The organism is Kluyvera georgiana ATCC 51603 (assembly GCF_001654985.1).
Taxonomy (GTDB): domain Bacteria; phylum Pseudomonadota; class Gammaproteobacteria; order Enterobacterales; family Enterobacteriaceae; genus Kluyvera; species Kluyvera georgiana.
In genome coordinates this window covers 36,859-62,227 of record NZ_LXEU01000038.1, presented here as the reverse complement: position 1 = coordinate 62,227, position 25,369 = coordinate 36,859, and the positions used below count along the sequence as shown (strand labels likewise).

18 protein-coding genes and 2 pseudogenes are annotated in these 25,369 nt (G+C 56.7%); 5 read left to right on the top strand and 15 right to left on the bottom strand.

Annotated elements, in window-relative coordinates; all coding sequences use genetic code 11:
* Nucleotides 1–59 precede the first annotated feature (59 nt).
* From M989_RS08265 to bglX, 3 genes are all read right to left on the bottom strand, one after another.
* Entirely contained in the window at nucleotides 60–1,622 is a 1,563-nt protein-coding gene (locus tag M989_RS08265; RefSeq protein ID WP_064544174.1) for an MFS transporter, read from the bottom strand.
* 61 nt (nucleotides 1,623–1,683) lie between these two features.
* The gene (locus M989_RS08260; protein ID WP_064544171.1) at nucleotides 1,684–3,024 is read right to left on the bottom strand and encodes a glycoside hydrolase family 28 protein; all 1,341 of its coding nucleotides are present in this window, start codon (nucleotides 3,022–3,024) and stop codon (nucleotides 1,684–1,686) included.
* Between the two features lie 393 nt (nucleotides 3,025–3,417).
* The gene (gene bglX / locus M989_RS08255) at nucleotides 3,418–5,715 is read right to left on the bottom strand and encodes a beta-glucosidase BglX (protein ID WP_074398755.1); all 2,298 of its coding nucleotides are present in this window, start codon (nucleotides 5,713–5,715) and stop codon (nucleotides 3,418–3,420) included.
* Nucleotides 5,716–5,913: 198 nt separating this feature from the next.
* On the opposite strand from bglX, the gene dld reads away from it, so the two are divergent.
* Nucleotides 5,914–7,635 carry a D-lactate dehydrogenase gene (dld, locus tag M989_RS08250; protein ID WP_064544169.1) on the top strand — a complete coding sequence of 574 codons (1,722 nt, stop codon included), beginning with the start codon at nucleotides 5,914–5,916 and terminating at the stop codon, nucleotides 7,633–7,635.
* Nucleotides 7,636–7,731: 96 nt separating this feature from the next.
* On the top strand, nucleotides 7,732–8,286 hold the full coding sequence (locus tag M989_RS08245; protein ID WP_064544167.1) for a GNAT family N-acetyltransferase: 555 nt from the start codon (nucleotides 7,732–7,734) through the stop codon (nucleotides 8,284–8,286).
* Nucleotides 8,287–8,293: 7 nt separating this feature from the next.
* Here M989_RS08245 and pbpG read toward each other — a convergent pair whose 3' ends face one another.
* Both pbpG and M989_RS08235 read right to left on the bottom strand, forming a co-directional pair.
* On the bottom strand, nucleotides 8,294–9,247 hold the full coding sequence (gene pbpG / locus M989_RS08240; RefSeq protein WP_064544165.1) for a D-alanyl-D-alanine endopeptidase: 954 nt from the start codon (nucleotides 9,245–9,247) through the stop codon (nucleotides 8,294–8,296).
* 179 nt (nucleotides 9,248–9,426) lie between these two features.
* The gene (locus M989_RS08235; protein WP_064544164.1) at nucleotides 9,427–10,014 is read right to left on the bottom strand and encodes a Yip1 family protein; all 588 of its coding nucleotides are present in this window, start codon (nucleotides 10,012–10,014) and stop codon (nucleotides 9,427–9,429) included.
* A gap of 153 nt (nucleotides 10,015–10,167) precedes the next feature.
* Between M989_RS08235 and M989_RS08230 the strand changes: the two genes are divergently transcribed.
* Nucleotides 10,168–10,740, top strand: coding sequence for a DedA family protein (locus M989_RS08230; RefSeq protein WP_064544162.1), 573 nt, complete (start codon nucleotides 10,168–10,170; stop codon nucleotides 10,738–10,740).
* Nucleotides 10,741–10,783: 43 nt separating this feature from the next.
* Here the strand turns inward: M989_RS08230 and M989_RS08225 are convergent, their stop codons facing one another.
* Nucleotides 10,784–11,440 (bottom strand): oligogalacturonate-specific porin KdgM family protein, encoded by a 657-nt coding sequence (locus M989_RS08225; RefSeq protein ID WP_064544160.1) that lies wholly within the window; start codon nucleotides 11,438–11,440, stop codon nucleotides 10,784–10,786.
* A 356-nt stretch (nucleotides 11,441–11,796) separates the two neighbouring features.
* The gene (gene mdtQ / locus M989_RS08220) at nucleotides 11,797–13,239 is read right to left on the bottom strand and encodes a multidrug resistance outer membrane protein MdtQ (RefSeq protein WP_064544158.1); all 1,443 of its coding nucleotides are present in this window, start codon (nucleotides 13,237–13,239) and stop codon (nucleotides 11,797–11,799) included.
* A gap of 132 nt (nucleotides 13,240–13,371) precedes the next feature.
* Between mdtQ and M989_RS08215 the strand changes: the two are divergent.
* Nucleotides 13,372–14,104: pseudogene (locus M989_RS08215) on the top strand (class I SAM-dependent methyltransferase).
* A 94-nt stretch (nucleotides 14,105–14,198) separates the two neighbouring features.
* On the opposite strand, the gene M989_RS08210 reads toward M989_RS08215, so the two are convergent.
* The 4 genes and pseudogenes from M989_RS08210 to dusC form a co-directional block, all read right to left on the bottom strand.
* Nucleotides 14,199–15,593: a glycoside hydrolase family 1 protein gene (locus M989_RS08210; RefSeq protein WP_064544157.1), complete on the bottom strand. Its 1,395-nt coding sequence runs from the start codon at nucleotides 15,591–15,593 to the stop codon at nucleotides 14,199–14,201.
* Between the two features lie 15 nt (nucleotides 15,594–15,608).
* Nucleotides 15,609–17,548 (bottom strand): annotated as a pseudogene (gene bglF / locus M989_RS08205) (PTS beta-glucoside transporter subunit IIABC).
* 26 nt (nucleotides 17,549–17,574) lie between these two features.
* The gene (bglG, locus tag M989_RS08200; protein WP_064544152.1) at nucleotides 17,575–18,408 is read right to left on the bottom strand and encodes a transcriptional antiterminator BglG; all 834 of its coding nucleotides are present in this window, start codon (nucleotides 18,406–18,408) and stop codon (nucleotides 17,575–17,577) included.
* Nucleotides 18,409–18,688: 280 nt separating this feature from the next.
* The gene (gene dusC / locus M989_RS08195) at nucleotides 18,689–19,627 is read right to left on the bottom strand and encodes a tRNA dihydrouridine(16) synthase DusC (protein WP_064544149.1); all 939 of its coding nucleotides are present in this window, start codon (nucleotides 19,625–19,627) and stop codon (nucleotides 18,689–18,691) included.
* 86 nt (nucleotides 19,628–19,713) lie between these two features.
* Here dusC and M989_RS08190 point away from each other — a divergent pair, with 86 nt between their 5' ends.
* Nucleotides 19,714–21,096, top strand: a complete 1,383-nt coding sequence (locus M989_RS08190; RefSeq protein ID WP_209438757.1) for a M24 family metallopeptidase — start codon at nucleotides 19,714–19,716, stop codon at nucleotides 21,094–21,096.
* A gap of 658 nt (nucleotides 21,097–21,754) precedes the next feature.
* On the opposite strand, the gene M989_RS08185 is transcribed toward M989_RS08190, so the two are convergent.
* Genes M989_RS08185 through gtdA form a run of 4 tightly spaced genes read right to left on the bottom strand, consistent with a single transcriptional unit; the run spans nucleotide 21,755 to nucleotide 25,365 of the window.
* On the bottom strand, nucleotides 21,755–22,948 hold the full coding sequence (locus M989_RS08185; protein WP_064544145.1) for a 3-hydroxybenzoate 6-monooxygenase: 1,194 nt from the start codon (nucleotides 22,946–22,948) through the stop codon (nucleotides 21,755–21,757).
* Between the two features lie 19 nt (nucleotides 22,949–22,967).
* A complete protein-coding gene (maiA, locus tag M989_RS08180) occupies nucleotides 22,968–23,612 on the bottom strand; it encodes a maleylacetoacetate isomerase (RefSeq protein WP_064544143.1) in 645 nt (214 codons plus the stop codon).
* Between the two features lie 8 nt (nucleotides 23,613–23,620).
* Nucleotides 23,621–24,322 carry a fumarylacetoacetate hydrolase family protein gene (locus tag M989_RS08175; protein WP_064544141.1) on the bottom strand — a complete coding sequence of 234 codons (702 nt, stop codon included), beginning with the start codon at nucleotides 24,320–24,322 and terminating at the stop codon, nucleotides 23,621–23,623.
* A gap of 14 nt (nucleotides 24,323–24,336) precedes the next feature.
* Complete coding sequence (gene gtdA, locus M989_RS08170) at nucleotides 24,337–25,365, bottom strand: gentisate 1,2-dioxygenase (RefSeq protein WP_064544139.1); 1,029 nt, start codon at nucleotides 25,363–25,365, stop codon at nucleotides 24,337–24,339.
* Between the last annotated feature and the right edge of the window lie 4 nt (nucleotides 25,366–25,369).

The window sequence follows — 25,369 nt, the reverse complement described above, 5'->3', positions numbered from 1 at the left end:
ATCCACAAAAACCCGGGGTCGCTGCGCTCGCCCGGGTTACATGATTTATTTTCAAACGGTTACGCGTTATGCAATTGTTCTAACTGCTGCTGTTTTGCTTTCAACAGGCTGCGGTTGACGTGCCCAACGGTGTTATCGCCCCAGCACTGGTCATACGGCATCCCGGTCAGGCTTTCGATCACCGCTTTGGTGTCGGCGGTGACCGTGGCTTTGCTGCCGCCTTGCTTCAGGCGCGCCACTTCGTCGTTCAGCACCGCGTGGGTACGGCTGTTCACCTTGAACTGGAAGGCGGACCAGATACCCCACAGGGTGAGGACCACCGGCAGCACAATCATGATGGCGAGGATCATATTGATCGCCGACTGCGGCTGGCTGCTGTGCCCGGTAATAAAGCCGGACATTTGCAGCGCGACGCCCACCAGGAAGATGGAGAATGCCTGGGAGGCTTTACGCAGCAGGCTCATAAAGCCCGCGAAGATCCCTTCACGACGGTTGCAGGTCAGAATCTCATCCACGTCGGCCACGAAGGTGTAGTTGTTCCACGGAATGGAGTAGATACCGCCGCGCGCCAGCCCCGCCACGCCCGCAGCCAGATACAGCAGCGACATGCTGGTGGAGCCATAGACGTAGGTCAGCGCAAACAGCACAAAGGCCACCAGTGCCATCAGTGCCTGGGTAGCAAACGCCCGGGACGGGGAGTAACGCAGCGTCAGCCAGGTCGCCACGCCGACGCCGAAGAACTGCAGACCGTTAATCACGCTCAACAGGTTACTGGCCACCACTGACGAGGTCGCCAGCGCAAAGACCACAAAGTAGGTAAAGACGGAGTTGAAGATATCCTGCGCGACTGAACCGCCAAGGTACATGCCGAGGTGGGAGCGGAAGGTTTTGATCTTCAGCGTAGAGACAAAATCGTAGTAAATATCGAACAGGCGTTTTGCCAGCGGCTGCTTCTCTTGATGCTCAACGTTGCGCTCGCTCTGCTCAATCTCTTCAAGTGAACGCTCCCAGGTGCCGAAGTAGACGAAGAACAGCACCACCATGAAGGCGACGGTGAAAATCGCCCCGGCGTAGAAGAAGGAGATGGAGGAGTCAGAACCAAAGTAAGCCAGCAGGCGGCCCGGCAGGAACGCGGCGGTGAAGCCGGCGAACTGGGCAATGTACATACGCGCGCTGGTCAGCTTCGAGCGTTTGGTAAAGTCGGAGGTCATCTCCGCCGACAGCGTGTCGTACGGGATCATAATCATCGAGTAGACGATTTCAAACAAGATATACGCAAGCAGGTAGATCCAGTAGTTGAACCCCTGAACCCACAGCAGGCTGTAGACCGCCACTAGCGGAATGCTCAGCAGCAGAAAGAAGCGGCGGCGACCAAAACGACGGCCAAGGCGCGTTTTGTGGAAGTTATCGGAAATGTACCCCATGCACGGGCACATGATAACGTCGACGATACGCGCCACCGCAAACAGCGAGCCTGCCTCAATGGGCGTCAGGCCGCAGAAGGTAGTCAGGAAGAACAGCAGCCAGGCGCTCACCAGAGTAAACGCACCTGAACCGATCACATCCGCAAGACCGAAGCAGATGTAGTTGTGGAGTTTTATCTCCCGCACTTTTTTTATCATTTTCCATCCCCTTGAACAGTACAGAACGGCGAGGCGAAAGCCGCGCCGTCATCAAATAGCTTCAGGCGTCGGCGTTTTCCTGCACGATGGCGTTGATGTTCCATCCCTGCGGCAGCGGCATCGGGCGACGAATGCGCAGATCGTTGAGCGTCAGATCTTGCACACCGTTGGCGTAGAATGCCGGTAGGCCGCCAGGATAGGCATCGACACCCCAGGCGCGGCCGGTTTGCGGATTTACGCGGTAGGCGTTATCAAGCCCCATGCCGGTTGGGCTCGCCGGGTTACACGGTGGGCGAATGTCATAGCAGCCCTGCTCGTCAGAGGAGGCGGAGAGCTGCTGTAACGACAGCCCGTTGAAGGTAACGTGACGAATATCGCCCGGCGTTTCAGCGTGCAGGTTGATGGCTCCTTCGCTCACGCCGGAGAGCTGGCTAAAGGTGATGTCTTCGACCTTGCCCGGCTCAACCTGCGGGTCACGATGGCGCACCGAGATAAAGACCGGATCGGCTTTTCCCCAGTGGCACGGGTGACCGTGGCGGCAATCGAACAGAATGTTGCTGAAAATCATCTGGCTGAACTGGCCGCCGTCGCGGGAGACCAGGCCGATGCCGCGATTGGACTCAAAGATTGAGCAGTTGTGCACCGCGATATGGCTGATATCGGCGAAGGTTTCGGTGCCGATTTTGATGGCGCAACTTTTCGAGCGGATCAGGCAATTACTCACCACCACGTGACGGGTCGCCTGCTGGAGTTCCTGCGGCTTGCGGGTCGTTTTGATACAGATGCCATCATCGGCAGCGCTGAAGTAGCTATCGCTAATGTGCACATGCTGGCAGCTGTCGATATCCAGCGCATCGGTGTTGGACAGCGCCAAATCGTTATCGATGGTCAGATTTTGGATGAATACCTGATTGCAGCTCACCAGATGCGCGGTCCACATCGGCGAATCGCTGATGGTGATATCACGAATGCGCACCTGCTGGCAGCCTTCCAGCACCAGCATGCGCGGGCGCATGGTTTTCGGCTGGCGATAACCCTGCTCATCGGCGCGCTCCGCGAACCAGGCGCTCGCGCCCCCCGCCAGACAGCCTTCGCCGCTGAGCGTAATGTGATGAGCGTTGCGCGCATAAATCAGCGCCATACGGGAGAGTTCAGCAACGGTTTGCGTCAACTCCGCCGGATAATCCTCAGCGTTCGGGCTGGCCAGCAAACGCGCGCCGGCCTCCAGATGCAGGGTAAAGTTTGACGGTAGAATCAGCGTGCCGGTCATCCAGTCGCCCGCCGACACCACCAGCGTGCCGCCGCCTGCGCGGTCAATTTCGTCAATCAGCTGCTGCAGCTGTGCGGTCAGCGGCGTTTTGCCGCTGCGGTCGAGGGAGGTGTTATGCAGTGAAATCTTCATGTGGCTACCTGCGAATGTTGAGATAGCTGCATTTAACGCGCTTGCGCCGATTCTCTCGCCGGGCAGATACGGGCTTTTTTACGTATTAGTGAATGGCATCACGCCTGTTATGGCCCCCGGTCATCGCTTTTGAGCAAGCGCACAAAATGGCGAGGCGGTGGGATTTGATGGGTGACGAGGGTCACATATTGGTGGCGTTTGGCGGGAGAAAAGCGGTGGTTTGGCGCAGAACAGGGTGGGATGGTGGATAAATTGCGATGAAGATCACGAAGCGATACAGGAGTCAGGATTGGGGGATTGCTCCCCCTCACCCGTGCCGGATGGCGCTGCGCTTATCCGGCCTACAACGTATCGAGTAGGCCGGATAAGGCGTAGCCGCCATCCGGCTTTGTCTTACAGCAGCTCGAATTCGCCCTGCTTCACGCGCGCGGAATCCACGCCGATAAACACGTTAAATTTGCCCGGCTCGGCGGCGTATTTCATCTGCTGATTCCAGAACTTCAGCGCATTAACGTCAATCGGGAAGCTGACGGTTTGGGTTTCACCCGGTTTCAGCGTCACCTTCTCAAAGCCTTTCAGCTGTTTCACCGGGCGGCTCATCGACGCGGTCACGTCCTGCAGGTACATCTGAATCACCGTCGCCCCTTCACGTTTGCCGGTGTTGGTCACCTGGACGCTGGCGGTCACGCTGCCGTCAGCCTTCATGGTTGGTGCGGACATCTTCACGTCGGAAACCGAGAAGGTGGTGTAGCTCAGACCGTAGCCGAACGGATACAGCGGGCCGTTGGCTTCGTCAAAGTAGCGCGAGGTGTACTTGTTTGGCTTGTCGGCGTTGTATGGGCGGCCGGTGTTCAGGTGGCTGTAATACTGCGGAATCTGCCCCACGGAGCGCGGGAAGGACATCGGCAGCTTACCGGATGGGTTGTAGTCGCCAAACAGCACGTCGGCGATGGCGTTACCGCCTTCCGTACCCGCGAACCAGGTTTCCAGAATAGCGTCGGCCTGCTGGTCCTCTTTCACCAGCGTCAGCGGGCGACCGTTCATCAGCACCAGGACCAGCGGTTTGCCGGTGGCTTTCAGCGCGGCAATCAAGTCCTGCTGGCTTTGTGGAATAGCGATTTCAGTACGGCTGGAGGCCTCGTGCGCCATACCCTGCGCCTCGCCCACCACCGCCACGACCACGTCAGACTGCTTCGCTGCGGCAACCGCTTCATCAATCATCGCCTGCGGCGAGCGGGGGTCAACCTTCACCGCCTCTTCGTACAGGTTCAGGAAGTCGATGATGCCTTTGTCATTGGTGACGTTCGCGCCTTTGGCGTACAGCACTTTGCCCTCGCCGCCCATCACGTTTTTAATCCCGGTCAGTACGGTCACGGACTGTCCGGCCACGCCTGCGGCAGACCAGCTCCCCATCACGTCACGCTGGCTGTCGGCCAACGGCCCCACCACCGCCACGGTGGCATTTTTCTTCAATGGCAGCGTTTCAAGACGGTTTTTCAACAGCACCAGACTCTGGCGCGCGACCTCGCGGGCTTCGGCGCGATGCAGGCGACTTTCGGCGTTCGTATCCTGCGGATCGGATGCTTTCGGCCCCAGATGGCTGTACGGATCGTTAAACAGACCCATATCGTATTTGACGTTCAGCACGTGGCGGGTAGCGTCGTCCAGTTCAGCCATCGTCACCTTGCCGGACTTCACCAGCCCAGGCAGATACTTGCTGTAGTATTCATCGCTCATGCTCATATCGATACCGGCCTTCAACGCCACGCGTACGGCATCTTCCGGGTCGGCGGCAACGCCGTGTTTAATCAGCTCTTTAATCGCCCCGTGGTCGGAGACGGTGATCCCTTTGAAGCCCCACTGGTTGCGCAGCACGTCTTTCAGCAGCCAGGTGTCGGACGTCGCCGGGGTGCCGTTCAGCGAGTTCAGGCCGATCATCACCGCGCCGCTGCCCGCATCCAGCCCCGCTTTGTACGGCGGCATATAGTCGTTGAACAGACGCTGCGGGCTCATATCGACGGTGTTGTACTCTTTCCCCCCTTCCACCGCACCATAGGCGGCGAAGTGTTTGACGCTGGTCATCACCGAGTAGCGATCCGCCGGGCTTTTCCCCTGCATCGCTTCCACCATGTTTTCACCCATCACGGCGGTTAAATAAGTGTCTTCACCAAACCCTTCGGAAGCGCGGCCCCAGCGCGGATCGCGCGAGACGTCCACCATCGGTGCCCAGGTCATATTCAAGCCGTCATCCGCTGCTTCATAGGCCGACACGCGGCCCACGGTTTTCACCGCGTCGAGGTTGAAGGTAGAGGCAAGGCCAAGGCTAATCGGGAATACGGTACGCTGGCCGTGTACCACGTCGTAGGCAAAGAACAGCGGAATTTTCAGGCGGCTGAGGGACATCACCTGATCCTGCATCGCACGGATATCCTGGCGGGTCACGGTATTGAAAATCGCGCCGACCTGACCGTCTTTGATCATCTCGCGAATGGCTTCTTTCGGGTTGTCCGGCCCGACGCTAATCAGGCGCAGCTGGCCAATTTTTTCATCGACCGTCATTTTTTTCAGCAGCTCGGTCACGAACGCATCCCGCGCCTGCGGCGTCAGCGGATGGTTACCGAACAAATCCTCCGCCAGAGCGGGTTGCAGCGCCAGGCTCACGGCGACGCCAACAGAAAATAGCCATTTCATATTTTTGTAGTCTCTTGTATCCATGCCGGGGAGAGCGGCTGAGAGTCGATGAAAAGCCGCAGTTTGCCATAAAGGTAAAGGAGCGCGGAATAGAAAGCTAAGGTTATTCTCTGATTTTTAGAAACATTCACTCCCACAATGATCATACAAAGCGCTATTCTTAGAGACGACAATTTGTCCCACCACAAGGAGTGGAGAATGGCTTCTCAAACTACAAATGATAATAACGCGCTGATTAACGAACTCTCGCGCCTGGTTGGTCACGCTCACCTGCTCACCGACCCGGCCAAAACCGCCCGCTACCGTAAAGGCTTCCGTTCCGGGCACGGCGATGCGCTAGCCGTGGTGTTCCCCGGCTCGCTGTTGGAACTATGGCGCGTGCTAAACGCCTGCGTCAATGCGGACAAAATTATTCTGATGCAGGCCGCCAATACCGGCCTGACCGAAGGCTCAACGCCCAGCGGTAACGACTACGACCGCGATATCGTCATTATTAGCACCCTGCGCCTCGATAAACTGCATCTGCTGGATAAAGGCGAGCAGGTGCTGGCCTGGCCGGGTACCACGCTGTATTCACTGGAAAAAGCGCTCAAGCCGCTGGGCCGCGAGCCGCATTCAGTGATTGGCTCCTCCTGCATTGGCGCGTCGGTGATCGGCGGGATCTGCAATAACTCCGGCGGTTCGCTGGTGCAGCGCGGCCCGGCGTACACCGAGATGTCGCTGTTTGCGCGCATTGATGAAAACGGCAAGCTGACGCTGGTTAACCATCTGGGCATCGATCTGGGTGAAACCCCGGAGCAGATCCTCAGCAAACTGGATGACGATCGCGTGAAGGACAGCGATGTGCGTCACGATGGCCGTCACGCTCACGATCACGACTACGTCAACCGCGTACGCGACGTCAACGCCGATACCCCGGCGCGCTACAACGCCGACCCGGAGCGTCTGTTTGAATCTTCTGGCTGCGCGGGCAAGCTGGCGGTATTCGCCGCGCGTCTCGACACCTTCCCGGCAGAAAAACGTCAGCAGGTGTTCTACATCGGCACCAACCAGCCGGACGTGCTGACGGAAATTCGCCGCCATATTCTGGCCGAATTTAACAACCTGCCGGTGGCGGGCGAGTATATGCACCGCGATATTTACGATATCGCCGAGCAGTACGGTAAAGACACTTTCCTGATGATCGATAAACTCGGCACCGACAAAATGCCGTTCTTCTTCACCATGAAGGGCCGCGCCGACGCGATGCTGGAAAAAGTGTCGCTATTCAAGCCGCACTTCACCGACCGCTTTATGCAGAAGCTAGGCCACGCTTTCCCGGCGCATCTGCCGGAACGGATGAAAACGTGGCGCGATAAGTATGAGCACCACCTGTTGCTGAAAATGTCCGGCGACGGCATTGACGAAGCCAAAGCCTGGCTGGTGGAGTACTTCAAGCAGGCGGAAGGCGACTTCTTTGTCTGTACGCCGGAAGAAGGCAGCAAAGCGTTCCTGCACCGCTTCGCGGCGGCAGGTGCGGCTATCCGTTATCAGGCGGTACACGCGGATGAAGTGGAGGATATTCTGGCGCTGGACATTGCGCTACGCCGCAACGACACCGAATGGTTCGAGCATCTGCCGCCGGAAATCGACAGTAAACTGGTGCATAAGCTCTACTACGGCCACTTTATGTGCCACGTTTTCCACCAGGACTACATCGTGAAAAAAGGCGTCGATGCTCACGAACTTAAAGAGCAGATGCTGGCGCTGCTGCGCGAACGTGGAGCCCAGTATCCGGCGGAACATAACGTCGGGCATCTGTATGAAGCCGATGAAAACCTCAAACGCCACTACCGGGAAAACGACCCGACCAACAGCATGAATCCGGGGATCGGTAAAACCAGTAAGCTCAAATACTGGGGCGAGAAAACCGACGCGTGATATGACGTTGGGAAATTCGTTGTCGGCCGGATAAGCGTAGCGCCATCCGGCCGACTGCGAGCCAGATTAACGATGGAAACCATAAGGAATTCAAGCATGTCTACGCTTGATGTCACCCGTGACGCCGATATTGAAATTCGTGACGCGCAGGCTGACGATGTACAAGCCATTGCCGCGCTGTATGCCTGGCACGTACTTAATGGCCGCGCCTCATTTGAAGAGGTGCCGCCTTCCATTGATGAAATGCAGCAACGCATGAACACCATTCAGCAACAAGGATTGCCGTGGCTGGTGGCACTGTATCGTGGGGTTATCGTCGGCTACTGCTATGCCAGCCCTTATCGCCCTCGCCCGGCCTATCGCTATACGCTGGAAGAATCTATCTATATCGACACCACAATGACCGCCCACGGTATCGGCAGCCGCCTGCTGACGGCATTAATCGCCGTATGCGAACAAGGGCCATGGCGGCAGATGCTAGCGGTAATTGGCGACGGAAATAACAACACCGCTTCGCTGCGACTGCATAAAAAACACGGCTTCGAAGTGGCGGGTCAGTTGCGCAGCGTCGGCTACAAGATGGGTGACTGGCGGGATACGGTGATTATGCAGCGCCCACTCAACGACGGTGACTGGACGCTGCCGGAATAAAGAACGTTTAATCGTCCTGGGTGGTTTGCCCGCTAAGCTGGGCTTTCGCAATATTGCCTTCCACCTGGGCCTCTTTCTGCTTTTTATAGCTCAGCGCCGCGGCAGGAACCGGCATCACTTTTCCGGTTTCAACCCAGGTACGCAGACGGCTGGCGTCGGCGAAGTGGGTATATTTACCGAACGCATCCATGACCACCATCGCCACCGGACGTTTGTTCATCACGGTGCGCATCACCAGGCAGTGACCGGCCGCGTTGGTAAAACCGGTTTTGGTCAACTGAATGCTCCAGTTATCGCGGTATACCAGATGGTTAGTGTTGCGGAACGGCAGCGTATACGCCGGATGGGCGAAGGTCGCCGTGTCCTCTTTAGTCGTGCTCAGTTGGCCAATCAGCGGATACTGTTTGGTGGCAATCAGCAGTTTAGTCAGATCGCGTGCGGTCGACACGTTATGAATCGACAGCCCCGTTGGCTCGACGTAGCGGGTGCGGGTCATCCCCAACGATTTGGCTTTGGCGTTCATAGCGCGAATAAACGCGTCATAGCCGCCCGGATAATGGTGCGCCAGACTGGCCGCCGCGCGGTTCTCGGATGACATCAGCGCCAGCAGCAGCATGTTTTTACGACTGATCTGGCTGTTCAGACGCACACGGGAATAAATGCCCTTCATCTCCGGCGTGTGGCTGATATCCACGGCCAGCATTTCATCGAGCGGTAAATGCGCGTCCAGCACCACCATCGCCGTCATCAGCTTGGTGATGGAAGCCATCGGGCGCACCAGATCCGGCTGGTTGGCATAAATCACTTTGTTCGTTTCAAGGTCGACAATCATCGCGCTACCGGAAGCAATTTCCGGCTGCGAGGCCACGGCGGAGACGGCGGTTTTAGCACTCGCCTGAGGCGCAAAAGGCACAGCCAGCACGAGAGCGAGGCTGAGCAGGGAAACGCGAAATTTCTGCATGGTGAGTATTCTGGCGGTTATTTATGCACATTATGATAGACAACCGCTTCGCACCAAACGGTTGCGAAGCGGAATGGCCCATCATAGCGCGTAGAACGCGGCATCTGCCAGAAAATAATGGTGAACAAATGCTGCATTGCTGACGTAATTTAATTCACATCAGCAATGCATATCAGAACTCAGAATAGCCGGTAGCCGTAGCCCCACAACACCACCGTGAGCGCCAGCAGCACTTCAAGTACCAGCACGCCGATAGCCAGGGTCGAACTGGCGAAGCTTAGCCCCTCTTCCCGGTCAATGTTAAGGAAAGTCGGGATACCGATGTAAAGCAGATAACCGGTATAAAACAGCGCGACCGTCCCGACCAGCGCGCACAGCCATACCAGCGGGTAAAGCGCCACAATACCGCTCAGGAAGATAGGCGTCGCGACGTAGCCGGCAAACACCATACAGCGTTTAAGGGATGGACGCTGAGGATAGTTACGCGCCATCCACCAGATCACCCGTCCCATCACCGCTACGCCCACCAGCATCAGAGCATAGAAGAGTACCGCCATGCCCAGGCCCGTCATCAGCGACAGCCTGACCACGTTGCCGTCACCAAAGTTCCAGCCCAGTTGGGTGGTGCCGATAAAAGCGCAGACCACCGGAATGGCCGCCATGATCAGCACGTGATGCACATAGTGGTGAGAAACGGTTTCGTTCTCGCTGCGGATAACATGCATTTCTTTGTCAGGGTGGGAGAACAGTCCCCATACATGGTTCATAACGCCTCCTCTGCACGGCTTCGTACCACGTTACTGTAAGTATAATTCACGCCAATGATTATTTTATGTACAACGCAAAAAATAGCGGCCCCTGCAATCTCGCCCTGAGGGTGTATGATGAATAGTATGATGTTATAAGGAGCGAGTGTTTTTATGGATATCAATAACCTGATTTCCCACTATGGCTACGCGGCGCTGATTATTGGCAGCATGGCGGAAGGTGAAACCATTACGCTACTCGGTGGCGTGGCGGCGCATCAGGGGCTATTGAAATTTCCGCTGGTTGTGATTTCGGTGGCGCTGGGCGGTATGATTGGCGATCAGGTGCTGTATCTTTTGGGCCGGAAGTTTGGCGGGCGGCTACTGAAGCGTTTTTCACGCCATCAGGCGCGTATCAGGAAGGCGCAACGTCTGATAAACCGCCATCCGTACCTGTTTGTCATCGGCAGCCGATTTATGTATGGCTTCCGGGTTATCGGCCCGCTGCTGATTGGCGCCAGCCAGCTGCCGCCAAAAATTTTCCTGCCGCTGAATATTCTCGGCGCGTTGATCTGGGCGCTACTGTTTACCACCCTCGGTTATCTGGGCGGAGAAGCTATCGGCCCGTGGCTGCATCATCTGGATAAACATCTGAAGCACATCATCTGGCTGGCGCTGGCGGTGGCTCTGGTCGTGGCGGTACGTTGGTGGTTCAAACGGCGGGAAAAACGTTCGACGGAAGAGTAACCGGAGCGCCGAAGCGCCCGGTCATATTCAGAGGTCGTGTGGGTCAAAAAGTGTACTGCACACCCACGCGATAACGGGTCTGGCGATCGTCTTCGTCGCTGCTGACGGAGACGTTACCGATCTGCGCGTAAGGCTTCCAGTTTTTATCGATACTATAAGCTACTTTGAAATCCAGCTCGTAATCATCTTTACCGTTATCGTAACGATTATAATCTTCGCTTTTCTTATAAAGATAATTTCCTTCAAACGTCCACGGCCCGGTTTTATAACCTAACCACAGATCGCCGCGGTTGACGTGTTCATCATCTTTGGTACTGGATGTATCACGGGTATATTCGTAGCGATAACGAGCAGCAACATAAAAACCACCTTCGAAATTATATTGCCCACGAATATACGGTTTATATATCGCCTTCGATGATGACGTTTCTAAGGCAAAACCCGGCTGAACGGTTATATTCGGCATTGCATTAAATTGATAGCTCAGAACATATTCATCGCCATTATCTACGACATCATTAAAGGCTTTATCCGAATGCTCACCGCCCGATTTCGTTTTAGCTTCGACGGAGAAACCAAAACCGTTGGCAAAGCGGTGTGAGATCAGCACCCTGTCCTTCTGCCCCTGCGAGGTGTCGGTATATTCATGACGCAGGTCTATGGTTACCGCGCTCGCCGATGCGCTGACAAATGCCAGCATCCCAAGAGTTATTAATTTTTTCACGCAATCGTCCTCTGCTTTTTAATGTCAAAATAAAATCAGGAGGAACTGGCTATAATATTTAAAGAATGAATGTATTTTTCAATAATAAAAATAAGACCAGAGATATTGTTTTTCTGGTGAGCGATACTAGTGGGAAGAAAACACGCTGTCATTGAATTAAATATAAATACGTGATCGGCAGCATATTTTAATTAGAGATAAGCTTTTATTTTTAATTAAATTAAAAATTAGATTTTTGACAGATATAATAGCAATTAATATTATTTAATCTGAATATTGGTTTTTCATTCCCCCCTGTATTGCAACACAGGGGGGAATGAATCCGTAGCCTCTTACGACTTATCGGTCATATGATAGCCGCCGCCCAGCGCCGAAGTCAGCTGAATGCTGGCATCAACCCACTGGCCGTGCAGACGCAAGGCGCTAATCCGCTCCTGTAAGGCCGGCAGCTTCGCTAAGCTCACCTTCGAGCCCGGAATAATCCCGGCGTTCATCCGCGCCTGCGCCAGGTTCACCACGCGCTGCGCATCTTTCTCAACCTGCGCCTGCTGCTGGTTTTTCGCCATCAGCGTTTCGACCTGGCTGGCCGTTTTCGCCACCTGATTGACGGCATCGACAACCGCTTTGTTGTACTTCGCCACCGACAGATTATTCTGCGCGCTGGCGATATCGAGGTTAGCGTTAAGACGGCCGCTGTCGAAGATTGGCAGCGTCAGCCCCGCGGTCACGCCCATCTGATTCGCTGAATGGCGGAACAGATCGCTCAAGTGCAGCGCGTCCTGCTGCAGGAAGGCCATCAGGTTGATATCCGGATAGAAGGCCGCTTTCGCCGCGTCAATTTCGCTGAGCGAGGCCTCAATATACCAATGCGCCTCCTGGAGATCCGGGCGACGCGCCAGCAGATCATAGCCCAGTTGGGACGGCATTTTACTGGCCACCGCAGGCAGCTCAACCTTGTGCAAATTCAGCGACTGGCTTTGGCTATTGGTCAGCGCCATCAGCCGCGCCTCAATCTCTTTCATGTTGCCTTCAACGTCGGCCAACTGCTGATCCGTTTTGCTAACGTTGATATCGTTTTCGGCCCCTTCAGCGGAGTTAGTGATACCGTGCTCAAACAACGCGGTGTCGACGCTAACGATATTGTTTTGTTCGCTTTTCACCTGCTCAAGAACGCTGCGGATGGCGGCTTCGGTCTGCCACTGCCAGTACAGGCGCGCCACGCTGCTGGAGAGCAGCTCGCGAGTTTGCGCCTGCTCGGCCACCTGCGCTTTCACTTCCCCAATGCGCGCTTTCACTTCAGCACGGTTTTTCCCCCACAGGTCAAGATCCCAACCGGCGGTCAGGCCGAAAGTCCCGTTGGTGTACCACGGCCCGGTATTACCGTCTAAATCGGTAGCAAACGGGCCCATCAGCCCTTCTGCCGACATTTTTTGCCGCTCAAGGTCGGCACCGAAATCCACTTCCGGGCCAAGCGATGACTTCGACATTCTGGCCTGCGCTTCCGCCAGCTTAATGCGCTGATCGGCAATCTGCATATCCGGCGCATTTGCCAGCGCGCGGCTAATCAAGTTATTGAGCTGGGCGTCGTGGTAGCCTTGCCACCAGTTGCTCTGCGGCCAGCCATTTTTCACTGCAGCGGGTAAATCCGTCGCCACGCTGGAGGCCGGAGCCTGCTGCTTAATCGGGTTGCCAATATCGTGCGATGGCGCGCAGCCAGCCAGCGCGATGAGCAGAGGCAAGCCGGACAGCACGCTTTTTTTCAGAGTCAAGTTCATGTGATAGGTCGGTTACAAAAGAAGGAAAGTGATAATAATTTAAATGAATCAAATCCTTTTAGTAAAGCGTGTGGGAACATAAATAGACATACTTAAAAACAGCTAATAACATTTTAGCGTCAGGGAGTGAATATGAGTCAGAACATCTACGACGACCCGAATTTTTTCGCAGGCTACGCCACGCTCGACCGTTCGGTAAAAGGGCTGGACGGCGCGCCAGAGTAGCCTGCTATCCAGCAAATGCTGCCGCCGCTCGCCGGTTTACGCACGGTTGATCTCGGCTGCGGCTACGGCTGGTTTTGCCGCTGGGCGCGCGATCGGGGTGCCGCAGAGGTCACCGGGTACGATCTTTCCAGCCGTATGCTCGCGCGCGCAGGAGATGACCGATGGCGAGGGTATTACCTACCGCTGTGAAGATCTACAAAACTTAACCCTTGCCGCCAACAGCTGCGAGCTGGTCTACAGTTCGCTGGCGTTGCACTATCTGCCCGATATTGCCCCGCTGTTGGCCACCGTTTACCGGGCGCTGACGCCGGGCGGCGTGCTGGTGTTCTCCGCCGAGCATCCGATCTACACCGCGCCGTTGCAGCAGGGCTGGCGGCTGGACGAGAACGGGCAAAAAAGCTGGCCGGTGAGCCACTATCAGCAGGAGGGTGAACGCATCAGCAACTGGTTTGCCGACGGCGTGAAAAAACAGCACCGTAAGCTCGGCAGCTGGATTAACGCGCTGGTAGCGGCCGGGCTGGTGATAGAGCATGTGGATGAATGGGGTCCAACGGCGGAACAGATTGCCGCCAATCCCGCGCTGGATGAAGAGAAAGAGCGGCCGATGATCTTCCTGCTGCGGGCCCGCAAACCGGCGTGAATATTGCCGGATGGCGGCTACGCCTTATCCGGCCTACGGATCGTTAGCATTGTAGGCCGGATAAGCGCAGCGCCATTCGACAATTCACCGAAGCTTACGCTTTCAGACTCGCGCCGTTAGTGGCAATCACTTCTTTATACCAGTCAAAGCTTTTCTTCTTGCTGCGCGCCAGCGTGCCGCTGCCATCATCGTGGCGGTCGACGTAGATAAAACCGTAGCGTTTGGACAGTTCGGCTTTTGACGCGCTGACAAGGTCAATCGGCCCCCAGCTGGTAAAGCCCATCAATTCAACGCCGTCTTCAATCGCTTCCCGTGCCTGCACCAGATGGTCGTTCAGATAGCTAATTCGGTAGTCATCGTTGATGCTGCCGTCGGCTTCCACTTTGTCTTTCGCCCCTAAACCGTTTTCAACGATAAACAGCGGCTTCTGGTAGCGATCCCATAGCACGTTCAGCAGCGTGCGCAGGCCCAGCGGATCAATCTGCCAGCCCCACTCCGAGCTTTCCAGATGTGGGTTTGGCACCATATTAAGAATATTGCCACGCGCTTTCTGGTTCAGCGCCTCGTCAGCGGTAACGCAACCGGTCATGTAGTAACTAAACGAGATAAAATCGACGGTCGATTTCAACGCTTCTCGGTCGGCATCGGTTATCTCCAGCGCAAAACCATTGTCGCGGAAATAGCGCAGCATATAGCCCGGATACGCTCCGCGCGCCTGGACGTCGCCAAAGAACTGCCAGCCGCGATTCTCCTGCAGGGTTTTGAACACATCTTCCGGCTTGCAGCTTAGCGGGTACATCAGGCCGCCCAGCAGCATATTGCCGATTTTCCCCTCCGGCACAATCTCATGGCAGGCTTTCACCGCCAGCGCGCTCGCCACCAGCTGGTGGTGAATGGCCTGATAAACCTCAGCTTTGCTGCTGTCGCCCGGCAGACCCACGCCGGTCATCGGTGCGTGCAGCGACATGTTGATTTCGTTAAAGGTCAGCCACAGTTTGACCTTGCCTTTGTAGCGCTCAAACACCGTGCAGGCATAGCGCTCGAAGAAACCAATCACCTTGCGATTGCCCCAGCCGCCGTAGTTTTTCACCAGCGCCCACGGCATCTCGTAGTGAGACAGCGTCACCAGCGGCGTGATGTTGTGCCTGGCCATTTCATCAAACAGCTTGTCATAAAAAGCCAGGCCAGCTTCGTTTGGCTCAGCGTCGTCGCCGTTCGGGAAAATACGCGTCCAAGCAATCGACACCCGCAGACAGTTAAAGCCCATCTCGGCAAACAACGAAATATCTTCCGGATAGCGATGATAAAAATCGATAGCGATATCTTTTAAGCCGGTATCGCCCGCCACGCGTTCGACCACGTCACCAAAAACGCCCTGTGGCTGCACATCGGAAGTGGATAGTCCTTTACCATCCTCAAGATAGGCGCCTTCAATCTGGTTTGCAGCAGTCGCGCCGCCCCAATAAAACGTCTGTGGGAATGTTTTCATCTCTCTCTCCTGTGATTAATGCTGTACGGTTAACAGCGGCTGACCGGCGCTGACCGCGCTGGCGGCAACGATCTCCAGCCCCGGATAGTCATCGCTGTTGCTGATAATAATCGGCGTCGCCAGGTCGTAACCGGCGTCCAGAATCATCTGGCGATCGAAGGTTAACAGCAGATCGCCCGCCTGAATTTTGTCGCCCTCTTTGACGTGGGCGGTGAACGGCGCGCCGTCGAGCTTAACGGTGTCGATGCCCACGTGGATCAGCAGTTCAATCCCGCTGTCGCTCAGTAAACCTATCGCGTGTTTAGTCTGAAAAATCGAGGCCACCTCACCGCTGAACGGCGCGATCACTTTGCCTTCGCTCGGGATAATCGCCACGCCCTTGCCGAGCAGGCCGCTGGCGAACGTGCTATCCGGCACCTGATCCAGCGCCAGTACGCTGCCGGTCATCGGCGACAGCACGTCATTTTCACCGGCTTTCACGACCGCCATGGGCTCAATCGTTTTACGCGGTAATCCGGCAAAGAAGGTCAGCGCACAGGCGAGAATAAAGGCCACCGCGGTGCCGATAAGCCCACCCCACACGCTGGCATCGATACCGCCAGGCGGGATCATCTGCGCCGGGAAGAAGATATTCGGCAGGCCGAACGAGAATGCGTAGCTATTGCTGAACGCGGTAATCGCACCGCCCAACGCGCCGGCCACGCAGCCAAAGATAAACGGGCGACGCAGCGGTAGCGTCAGGCCATAAATCGCCGGTTCGGTGATACCAAAAAGGCCTGCGGAAAACGCCGATCCCGCCAGCACTTTCTGACGCACATCGCGGGTAGCGAGAAAGATACCCAGCACCGCCCCCACCTGCGCCAGTACCGCAGGGAGAATGATAGGTAGCATGGAGTCGTGACCAAGAACGGTCATGTTATTGATCATCAGCGGCACCAGCCCCCAGTGCAGACCAAAGATCACACAGACCTGCCACAGCCCGCCCAATGCGGCCCCGGCCAGCCACGGGGCTACTTCGTACACCACCTGATAGCCGTTGGCCAGCATATGACTGAGCCAGGTCGCCACCGGGCCAATAACCAGGAAGGTCAGCGGTACGACAATCGCCAGACAAATCGCCGGGGTGAAGAAGTTTTTCATCGCCGACGGCAGCAGCGCGTTGCTGCGCCGTTCAATCCAGCAGCTGACCCACGCGGCCAGAATAATCGGGATAACCGACGAGCTATAGTTGATAAACGTCACCGGAATACCGAGAAAATACTCGGCGCTCGCCCCCGGTGCCTGCGCGGCTTCAAAGGCCTCAATCATCAACGGATGCGTTAACGCGCCGCCGATAACCATCGAGATAAACGGATTACCACCAAACTTCTTCCCGGCGGTATAGCCAAGAAACAGCGGGAAAAAGAAGAACAGCGCATCGCTGGCGGCAAACCAGATTTTATAAGTCGCCTGTTCAGGGTTAAGCCAGCCGCACACCACCGCCAGCGCCAGCAGCCCCTTCAACAGCCCCGTCGCCGCCATCACGCCGATAAACGGGGCAAAAATACCGGAAACCACGTCAATTACCTGGCCGAGGAGAGACGTTTTTTCCCCCTTCACCGCTACCGATTCACTGTCATCGGTGATCCCCGCTTCATAGCGCACCGCCTGCCAGACGTCGTGGACGTGGTTGCCAATCACCACCTGAAACTGGCCGCCGCTCTCCACCACCATGATCACGCCCGGGTTGGCCTTCAGCGCGTCGGCATCCGCCTTTGCGCTCTCTTTAAGCTTAAAACGCAGCCGCGTGGCGCAGTGAACCAGACTCACAATATTCTCTTTGCCGCCAACGTGGCTGAGAATATCCTGCGCGAGTACTTTGTATTCCATGCAATATTCCTTGACCGAGTATTAAAAACAAAAAAACCCGAGAACGACGCCGGTAAGACGTCGCGCTCAGGTTTTGCCTGCATGATGCAGTAACAATCCGGTTGTGGAAGGGCTAACGCCCCTCTTTTCTCACCCGTTCAATGTGAATGGCGAGAAACATAATTTCTTCCGTCGTCAGCGACCGCTGGTAGCTGTTTTGCAGATGCTGGGCGACGGTCTCCGCACATTTCCATGCTTTGGCGTAGTTGTCCTTTACCGCGCTGTGCAGCTCCGCGTCGTCGTCTTCCACCACCGTTCGCGTCAGCATCCGCTGGGCAAAAAACTTCAGGTGGGTGACGAAGCGCTGATAGCTTAACGACTCTTCGTTGTACTCCAGCCGCAGCTGATACTTCACCAGCTGCAAGATTTCCTGCATCACCCGGGTAACGTGCATGACCTCGGGCATTTCGCTATTCAGCTGAGCGGTCACCAGATGCAGGGCGATAAACCCGGCTTCATCCTCCGCGAGCTCAACGCCGAGCCGCTGGGCAATCAGCGCCCGCGCCTCCTGGCCCAGCGCAAACTCTTTCGGGTAGAGCCGTTTGGTTTCCCACAGCAGCACGTTGCGCAGCGCGACGCCGTTTTTCTGCCGCTCAATCGCAAAATGGCAGTGATCGGTCAGCGTGATATAGAGGCTTTCCTGCAATTTTCCGAGCCGCTCGCGCGCCCGTTCGATGATCCGGTCGCAGGTGGTCATCACCTCGAGCGGGATCTGACTGAGTAATTCACCTAAACGCCCCGCCAGCTCATCGCTTTGCAGGGCAAAAATTTTCTCGATTTTCGACTCATCCAATAAGTCGCCGACGCGTTTCTGAAAGGCTAGCCCTCGCCCCATCACCACCTGCTCACGCCGGTGTTCATCCAGAACCACCACCACATTATTATTAAGAACTTTGGCGATCTGCATTTATACACTTCATCCTTCAAGCTGCCTCCGCGTTGGCTGCGCTCATTCACCCCAGTCACGGACTTATGTACGCTCCTGGGGATTCATTCCCTTGCCGCCTTGATGCAACTTGAATGATTTTGTGTATATGAACCCCAGAAACAAAAAAACCTGACTCCTGACAAACGTCAGATAATCAGGTTTTGCCTGCCGTAGCAGTAACAATCGGCTACGAGTATTTCATTTAACGGTCGCTTTGCTCAATGGAACGACGGGAAAATTGTGATGCAGATCGGATACTTTATGCCTGCCAGTCGTGAATCGCCCGGGCAATCAGCTTCGATTCCTGCAACGCGCGTACGGCGGTAAACAACTCGGTGGCTTCAGCGTACTCTTTACGCAGATAGCCCAACCACTGCTTAATGCGCGCCACGTGATACAAGCCGGTATCGCCCTGCTTTTCCAGGTGGGCGTATTTTTTCAGTAAATCGACTACCAGCGGCCACGGTAGTCGCGGCTCGTTGTATTTGATGACCCGGCTGAGGTTCGGCACGTTCAGCGCGCCGCGACCAATCATCACCGCGTCGCAGCCGGTCACGGCCATGCACGCCTGCGCGCTGTCGTAATCCCAGATCTCGCCGTTAGCAATAACCGGAATGGAAAGCCGCTGGCGGATATCGGCAATCGCCTGCCAGTTGATGCGCTCGGCCTTATAGCCATCTTCTTTGGTGCGCCCGTGCACCGCCAGTTCAGTGGCCCCAGCCTGCTGCACCGCGTCGGCAATTTCAAACTGCCGCGCGCCGCTATCCCAGCCCAGACGCACTTTAACCGTTACCGGCAGATGTGCCGGCACGGCTTCGCGCATAGCTTTTGTCCCCTGGTAGATAAGCTCCGGGTCTTTTAGCAGCATGGCCCCGCCGCCGCTGCCGTTAACGGTTTTCGACGGGCAGCCGCAGTTGAGATCCACGCCCCAGGAACCGAGCTCCACCGCTCGGGCGGCGTTTTCCGCCAGCCATTCGGGATATTGCCCCAGCAGTTGGATACGCACGCGGGTGCCGGAAGGCGTGCGGCTTTCGTTATGCAGTTCCGGACAGAGCTTGTAGAACGATTTTACCGGCAGCAGCTGATCCACCACGCGCAGAAATTCGGTAATGCACAGATCGTAATCATTCACTTCGGTCAGCAGCTCGCGCACTAAGGAGTCGAGCACACCTTCCATCGGTGCCAGTAAAACACGCATATTGTTATCCGGAAAAAAAAGAGGCGCTATGGTAACGTCTTAGTATGCCGCTTTCCACTGCCAGTCGACACATCAGGAGGTGAATAATGAATACCAGGGATATCCAGCTAAAGCGTATCCAGCCGCCGCGCGGCTTCAGCGACGTACCGCCGGTCACACTGACCGACGCCACCCTGCTCGAACGTAAAAATAAGCTGCTCGCGCGAATGCAGGAAGAGCGCTTCGATGCGCTGGTGATTTACGCCGATAAAGAGCACGGGAGCAATTTTGAATATCTGACCGGGTTTATCCCGCGCTTTGAGGAAGGCCTGCTTGTGCTGCATAAATCCGGGCACGCCACCGCGATCCTCGGTAATGAAAACCTGAAGATGGCGGCTCATTCGCGTATTCCGGTCACGTTAAAGCACTGTCCGCTGTTCTCGCTGCCGAATCAGCCAATGGATAACGAAAAACCGCTGGCGCAGCTGTTTAGCGAAACGGGGCTCAGCGCCATGTCGAAGGTCGGTCTGGTCGGCTGGAAGATGTTTACGGCTGCCGGGAGTGACAACACGAAGCTGTTTGACCTGCCGTGGTTTATCGTCGACGCAATAAAACAGAGCACCCATGCCGATCTGGTCAACGCCGCACATCTGTTTATTGGCGGTGATAAGGGGGCCAGAACGGTCAATAACGCCAACGAAATTGCCCATTACGAGTATGGTGCCAACCTCGCCTCTCGCTGCATGCTGGCTGCGCTGGACGCCGTCGAACCGGGCATTCGTGAAGTGGATCTGGGCGCGCTGCTTGCAGCCGAAGGGCAGGCACCGTCGATCGTCACTATCGCGGCAACCGGGCAGCGTTTTGAGAAGGCCAACCTCTACCCTTCGTGGAAAAAGGTCGAACGCGGCCAGCCGCTGTCAATGACTACCGGGTTTAAGGGTGGGCTGTCCAGCCGAACCGGGTTTGTCATTGCCGATGAAAGCGAGCTGCCGGAAAACCAGCGTGATTATCTGGACCGCGTGGCGAAGCCCTATTTTGGCGCGGTCATGACGTGGCTTGAACATATTAAGATCGGTATGTCGGGCGGCGAGCTTTACGATTTAGTCGAATGCGTACTGCCGAAAGCCCAGTACGGCTGGCATCTGAATCCGGGGCATTTGAGCGCGGATGAAGAGTGGATGTCCTCGCCGGTGTATTCGGGCTCTGTCGAAACGCTGAAAAGCGGCATGGTGATGCAGATTGATATCATTCCGTCGGTGCCGGGATATACCGGAACCAGCGCGGAAGAGAGCATTGCGCTGGCCGATGCCACGTTACGCCAGCAGATCGCGAAGAATTATCCGGATCTGTGGGCACGTATTGAGGCACGCCGGGCATATATTCGCGAGACGTTGCATATTGCGTTGAGCGATGACGTGTTGCCGTTGTCGAATGCCGTGGGGTATTTGCGGCCGTTTATGTTAGCCAAAGATAAGGCGCTGGTGGGTTAGTTTGCGGCCCATTCGACCTCCTCTCCCTGAAGCTGTTTCTAATACACAATTCCCGACGACAGTTATCAGGGATGAGGGAGATGTATGCGGATTTATTACTCCGTTGCGCTCCTTATCCGGTTCTCGCCGCATAAATTGCACGGGCGCAGGGAGCGCGCAAGGGGCGGCCAATCGCCGCCGCCAACACCAGTGCGGTCTTTTAGTTAACAGCAAAAATCAGAGCCACTGAAACCGATGAGTCCCCCGCTGGAAATCGGCGAGCCGGAGAATGGAAGACAAGGTCAGGACGCCATGGATGGCGGACTGAGGCGAACCGAGACAGGACAAAATTGCCGGGAGCAATTTTGAACAACGCTTGCGTTGGCCCGAAGGGCGAGTCCCAGGGATGGGACGAGTAATCTCGAGTTTCGCCGTGCCGCAGGCTGGAGTTCGTAGGTGAGCGTAGTGCGAAGCACCGATTTCCCCGCGGGGCCGCGGGGATTGCCAAGGGGGGCGCGGCCGCCCCCCTTGGCCTGTTCACCGGTGAAAAGACATCATGTTCTGCCTGACGTAAAGTGAACGGAACCTTTCACCTGACTAACATATATTCGGTCCTGTCCCACTAAGTTTTGTATAAGAGGCAACCCTTAAAAGAGAGAGCCCATCGTGGCAACCGCGGCTATCGCGGTTCCAGACAGTTTTCTTCTTTCCAGCCGTACAGCCACTCAATCCCCCGGTAAAACTCGTCCTGGGTTTTCCCTTTCCACAGCAGGTTTCGCACCTGACGCTCAACGCCCGCCGCATGATACAGGCGGCCCATTTCGCGGGTGGACCAGACGATACGCGCGGTCCGCGGTATACGCACAGATTCATACAGCGCAAACGCACGGGCGGCATCGCCGTCGCACTGGGTCAACGCTTTGCCTAGCGTCACCGCATCTTCCAGTGCCATGCAGGCGCCCTGCGCCATATACTGCGCAACCGGGTGTGCGGCATCGCCTACCAGCGTAATGCGATCGTTCCCCCACTTCTCCACCGGCTCGCGGTCGGCGGTGGACCAGCGTCGCCAGGAGGTCGGTTTGTCCAGCATCTGGCGCGGACGCGGGTGAATGCCTTTGAAGTACGACATCACTTCTTCTTTACTGCCGTCGCGCACGCCCCACTCTTCCGTCTCGCGGCTGTGGAAGGTCACCACCAGGTTGTACTGTTTACCGCCGCGCAGCGGATAGTGCACCAGGTGGCAGTGCGGGCCAGCCCACAGCACCGGCGCGTTGATGCGCAGGTCTTCCGGCATATCGTCGCGTTCTACCACCGCGCGGTACACCACGTGACCGGTGACGCGCGGCGTATCGCCAAGCAGACTCTGCCGCACCACGGATTTTACCCCGTCGCAGCCAATCAGAATATCCGCCGTCCAGCTGTTGCCTTTATCATCAAATACGGTGACATCATCCGCAGTCTGACGAATGTCCACCACATGGGTGGAGGTGCGATATTTCACCCCCGGATGCTGGAGTGCCGCTTCCCAGACCGTGGCATGGATATCCACACGGTGAATAACCGCATACGGGCCGCCGAAGTGATCGCGGAACGCCTGTCCCGTCTCGATATGGATCACCTCTTCACCGTTGACCCCATCCATCATCGTGATGTGATCGGTAAAGACCGCACGCTGACGGGCGACGTCGCCCACGCCCAGGCTGTCGAGCGCGGAAAACGCGTTCGGCCCCAGCTGGATCCCGGCGCCAATTTCGCCGATCTCGTGCGCCCGTTCCAGCAGCATCACCTGGATGCCCTGACGGGCCAGCGACAGCGCGGTGGCCGCACCGCCAATACCGCCGCCGACAATGATTGCACGCGTGACTTTTGCCATGATAATTCTCCTTTTCTGACTACGCCGGGATCTTGTCCTGCTGGTTTTCCGGAGCGGCGGCGATAAAGGCCGGCAGCGCCGTACAGGCGTCATAGACCGCTTTACAGCGCGGGAATCCGCTCAGATCGCAGCCCATGCGCTCGGCGTTAGCCCACTGCGGCACCAGGCAGCAGTCGGCGAGCGTCGGCGCATCGCCAAAACAAAACGCCCCGGATTGGCTTCGGCGCAGCAGTTGTTCAACCGCGCTCAACCCCTGCTGGATCCAGTGGGCATACCAGCGTTTTTTCTCTTCTTCACTGACCTTCAGCTCATCGCTGAGGTAGCGCAATACGCGCATGTTGTTGATGGGGTGGATGTCGCAACAGATGGCGTACACCACTTCCAGCACGCGCATGCGCTGCGGATCGTTCGCCGGTAGCAGCGGCGTCTGCGGGAAATGTCTGTCCAGCCAGTCAATAATCGCCAGCGACTGGCCCAGCGATTCACCGTTATCGGTGATAAGCGCGGGCACCAGACCCACCGGGTTCAGGCGGCGGTACTCCAGCGCGTTCTGCTGGCCGATGCGGATGTTGACGCCTACCGTCTGGTGGTCAATGCCCTTCAGCGCCATCGCAATACGCACGCGGTAAGAGGCCGAACTATTAAAAAAACTGTACAGCTTCATCGCTCACCTCAAACAATTTTCACCGCGATCGGCGTTAACCCTTCGACGTTACCGGTGATGGTTTCGCCCTTCACCACCGCGCCCACGCCTTCCGGCGTGCCGGTGAAGATCAGGTCGCCCGGTTGCAGCTCGAAGAAGCCGGACAGATAGCTGATGGTCTCTTTCACATCCCAGATCAGATGTTCAATATCGCTGCGCTGGCGATCTTTGCCATCAACCTGCAGCCAGATTGGCGCTTTTTCCAGCGACGGCGCGTCGGCGACTTTATGCAGCGGCGCAATCGGCGCAGAAAGGTCAAAGGCCTTGCCGATTTCCCACGGACGGCCCATCTGGCGCATCTCCATCTGACGGTCGCGGCGGGTCATATCCAGTCCGGTGGCGTAGCCCCAGATATACTCTTCGGCTTTTTCCAGCGGGATATCGCTACCTTTTTTACCAATAGCGACCACCAGCTCAATTTCATAGTGATAGTTGTCGGTCTGCGCCGGGTAGGCCAGGTTCAGGGTTTCGCCCGCGGCAACGGGGACCACGGCATCGGCCGGTTTGCAGAAGAAGAACGGCGGTTCGCGATCCGGATCAAAGCCCATTTCACGGGCGTGAGCGGCATAGTTACGGCCCACGCAGTAAACGCGGCGTACCGGGAACTGCTCGTCGCTGCCAACAACCGGAATCGCGACCGGAGCCTGGGGTTCAAATACGTATTTGCTCATTTTTCTTCTCCTGATTAATAGCGCGCTTCGCGGAACAAGCCCAGGGCTTCCTGGACGGGTCTATCCGAGAAACTGAATAGCACGGTCTCTTCTGGCGTGTTAAAGGACACGCTGTGCCAGGTCGGCACAACAAAAATATCTTTCGCTTTAAAGCTGAAGGTTTGCTCACCGATGGTCACTTCGCCGCTGCCTTCTACCACGTGGTAGATAGTGCTATCGGTGGTGCGCGCCTGACGCGACTGGAAGCCTTTTGGCAGCAGTTGCAGGAAAGCGCCCATCGACGGCATCGGGTAACCGCCGGTAACGGGGTTAACGTAGCGCATCTTGTAGCCATCCCACTCGTCGGCCTCGCCCAGACGCATCAGGTCATGCAGCGCCTCGCGGCTGCGGTCATAGCGGTAGTTGAAAATCGGTGATGAGTTGCCTACCTGGTGGCGCAGCGGCAGCATGTTGGCGGCGTAGCGCGGCAGATAATCACCCTCTTTACGCGTCACCGGCTGCTGTTCCTCCGGGTAATCTTCGGCAAAGCCGCAGCCGAGATAGTTCACCAGCGGCAGGTCCAGACCGTCGAGCCAGATAACCGGCTCGTCGCCCGGGTTGCCGTGGTCGTGCCAGCGCCACTGCGGGGTGAGGATAAAATCGCCGGGGCTCATCTGGGTGCGCTCACCGTCGACAGCGGTAAACGCACCGCGGCCTTCCACCACAAAACGCAGCGCCGACTGGTTATGGCGATGGCTTGGCGCCACTTCGCCCGGCATGATCAGCTGCAGGCCCGCATACAACGACGAGGTAATCGATGACTGGCCGCGCAGGCCGGGGTTCTCCAGCACCAGCACGCGGCGCACCGCCTCTTTCGCGCCAATCAGCGTGCCGCTTTCCAGCAGCAGCGGGCGAATTTCCTGATAGTTCCAGTAGGCCGGTACGCAGTTGGCGTTCGGCGTTTTTGGCACCAGGTGATGCAACGATTCCCACAGCGGCGTCAGGTTTTGCCCGGAAATATGCTGATAGAACTGTTGGCGATCGTGTTTTACATCCGCGGTCATTATT

What these genes read in the sequence shown, in the direction of transcription:
- bglX (WP_074398755.1), bottom strand. Translation starts at nt 5,715, where the DNA reads ATGAAATGGCTATTTTCTGTTGGCGTCGCCGTGAGCCTGGCGCTGCAA.
- mdtQ (WP_064544158.1), bottom strand. Translation starts at nt 13,239, where the DNA reads ATGAACTTGACTCTGAAAAAAAGCGTGCTGTCCGGCTTGCCTCTGCTC.
- M989_RS08210 (WP_064544157.1), bottom strand. Translation starts at nt 15,593, where the DNA reads ATGAAAACATTCCCACAGACGTTTTATTGGGGCGGCGCGACTGCTGCA.
- dusC (WP_064544149.1), bottom strand. Translation starts at nt 19,627, where the DNA reads ATGCGTGTTTTACTGGCACCGATGGAAGGTGTGCTCGACTCCTTAGTG.
- M989_RS08225 (WP_064544160.1), bottom strand. Translation starts at nt 11,440, where the DNA reads ATGCTGGCATTTGTCAGCGCATCGGCGAGCGCGGTAACCATAGACCTG.
- bglG (WP_064544152.1), bottom strand. Translation starts at nt 18,408, where the DNA reads ATGCAGATCGCCAAAGTTCTTAATAATAATGTGGTGGTGGTTCTGGAT.
- M989_RS08260 (WP_064544171.1), bottom strand. Translation starts at nt 3,024, where the DNA reads ATGAAGATTTCACTGCATAACACCTCCCTCGACCGCAGCGGCAAAACG.
- maiA (WP_064544143.1), bottom strand. Translation starts at nt 23,612, where the DNA reads ATGAAGCTGTACAGTTTTTTTAATAGTTCGGCCTCTTACCGCGTGCGT.
- pbpG (WP_064544165.1), bottom strand. Translation starts at nt 9,247, where the DNA reads ATGCAGAAATTTCGCGTTTCCCTGCTCAGCCTCGCTCTCGTGCTGGCT.
- M989_RS08235 (WP_064544164.1), bottom strand. Translation starts at nt 10,014, where the DNA reads ATGAACCATGTATGGGGACTGTTCTCCCACCCTGACAAAGAAATGCAT.
- dld (WP_064544169.1), top strand. Translation starts at nt 5,914, where the DNA reads ATGGCTTCTCAAACTACAAATGATAATAACGCGCTGATTAACGAACTC.
- gtdA (WP_064544139.1), bottom strand. Translation starts at nt 25,365, where the DNA reads ATGACCGCGGATGTAAAACACGATCGCCAACAGTTCTATCAGCATATT.
- M989_RS08230 (WP_064544162.1), top strand. Translation starts at nt 10,168, where the DNA reads ATGGATATCAATAACCTGATTTCCCACTATGGCTACGCGGCGCTGATT.
- M989_RS08185 (WP_064544145.1), bottom strand. Translation starts at nt 22,948, where the DNA reads ATGGCAAAAGTCACGCGTGCAATCATTGTCGGCGGCGGTATTGGCGGT.
- M989_RS08265 (WP_064544174.1), bottom strand. Translation starts at nt 1,622, where the DNA reads ATGATAAAAAAAGTGCGGGAGATAAAACTCCACAACTACATCTGCTTC.
- M989_RS08245 (WP_064544167.1), top strand. Translation starts at nt 7,732, where the DNA reads ATGTCTACGCTTGATGTCACCCGTGACGCCGATATTGAAATTCGTGAC.
- M989_RS08175 (WP_064544141.1), bottom strand. Translation starts at nt 24,322, where the DNA reads ATGAGCAAATACGTATTTGAACCCCAGGCTCCGGTCGCGATTCCGGTT.
- M989_RS08190 (WP_209438757.1), top strand. Translation starts at nt 19,714, where the DNA reads ATGAATACCAGGGATATCCAGCTAAAGCGTATCCAGCCGCCGCGCGGC.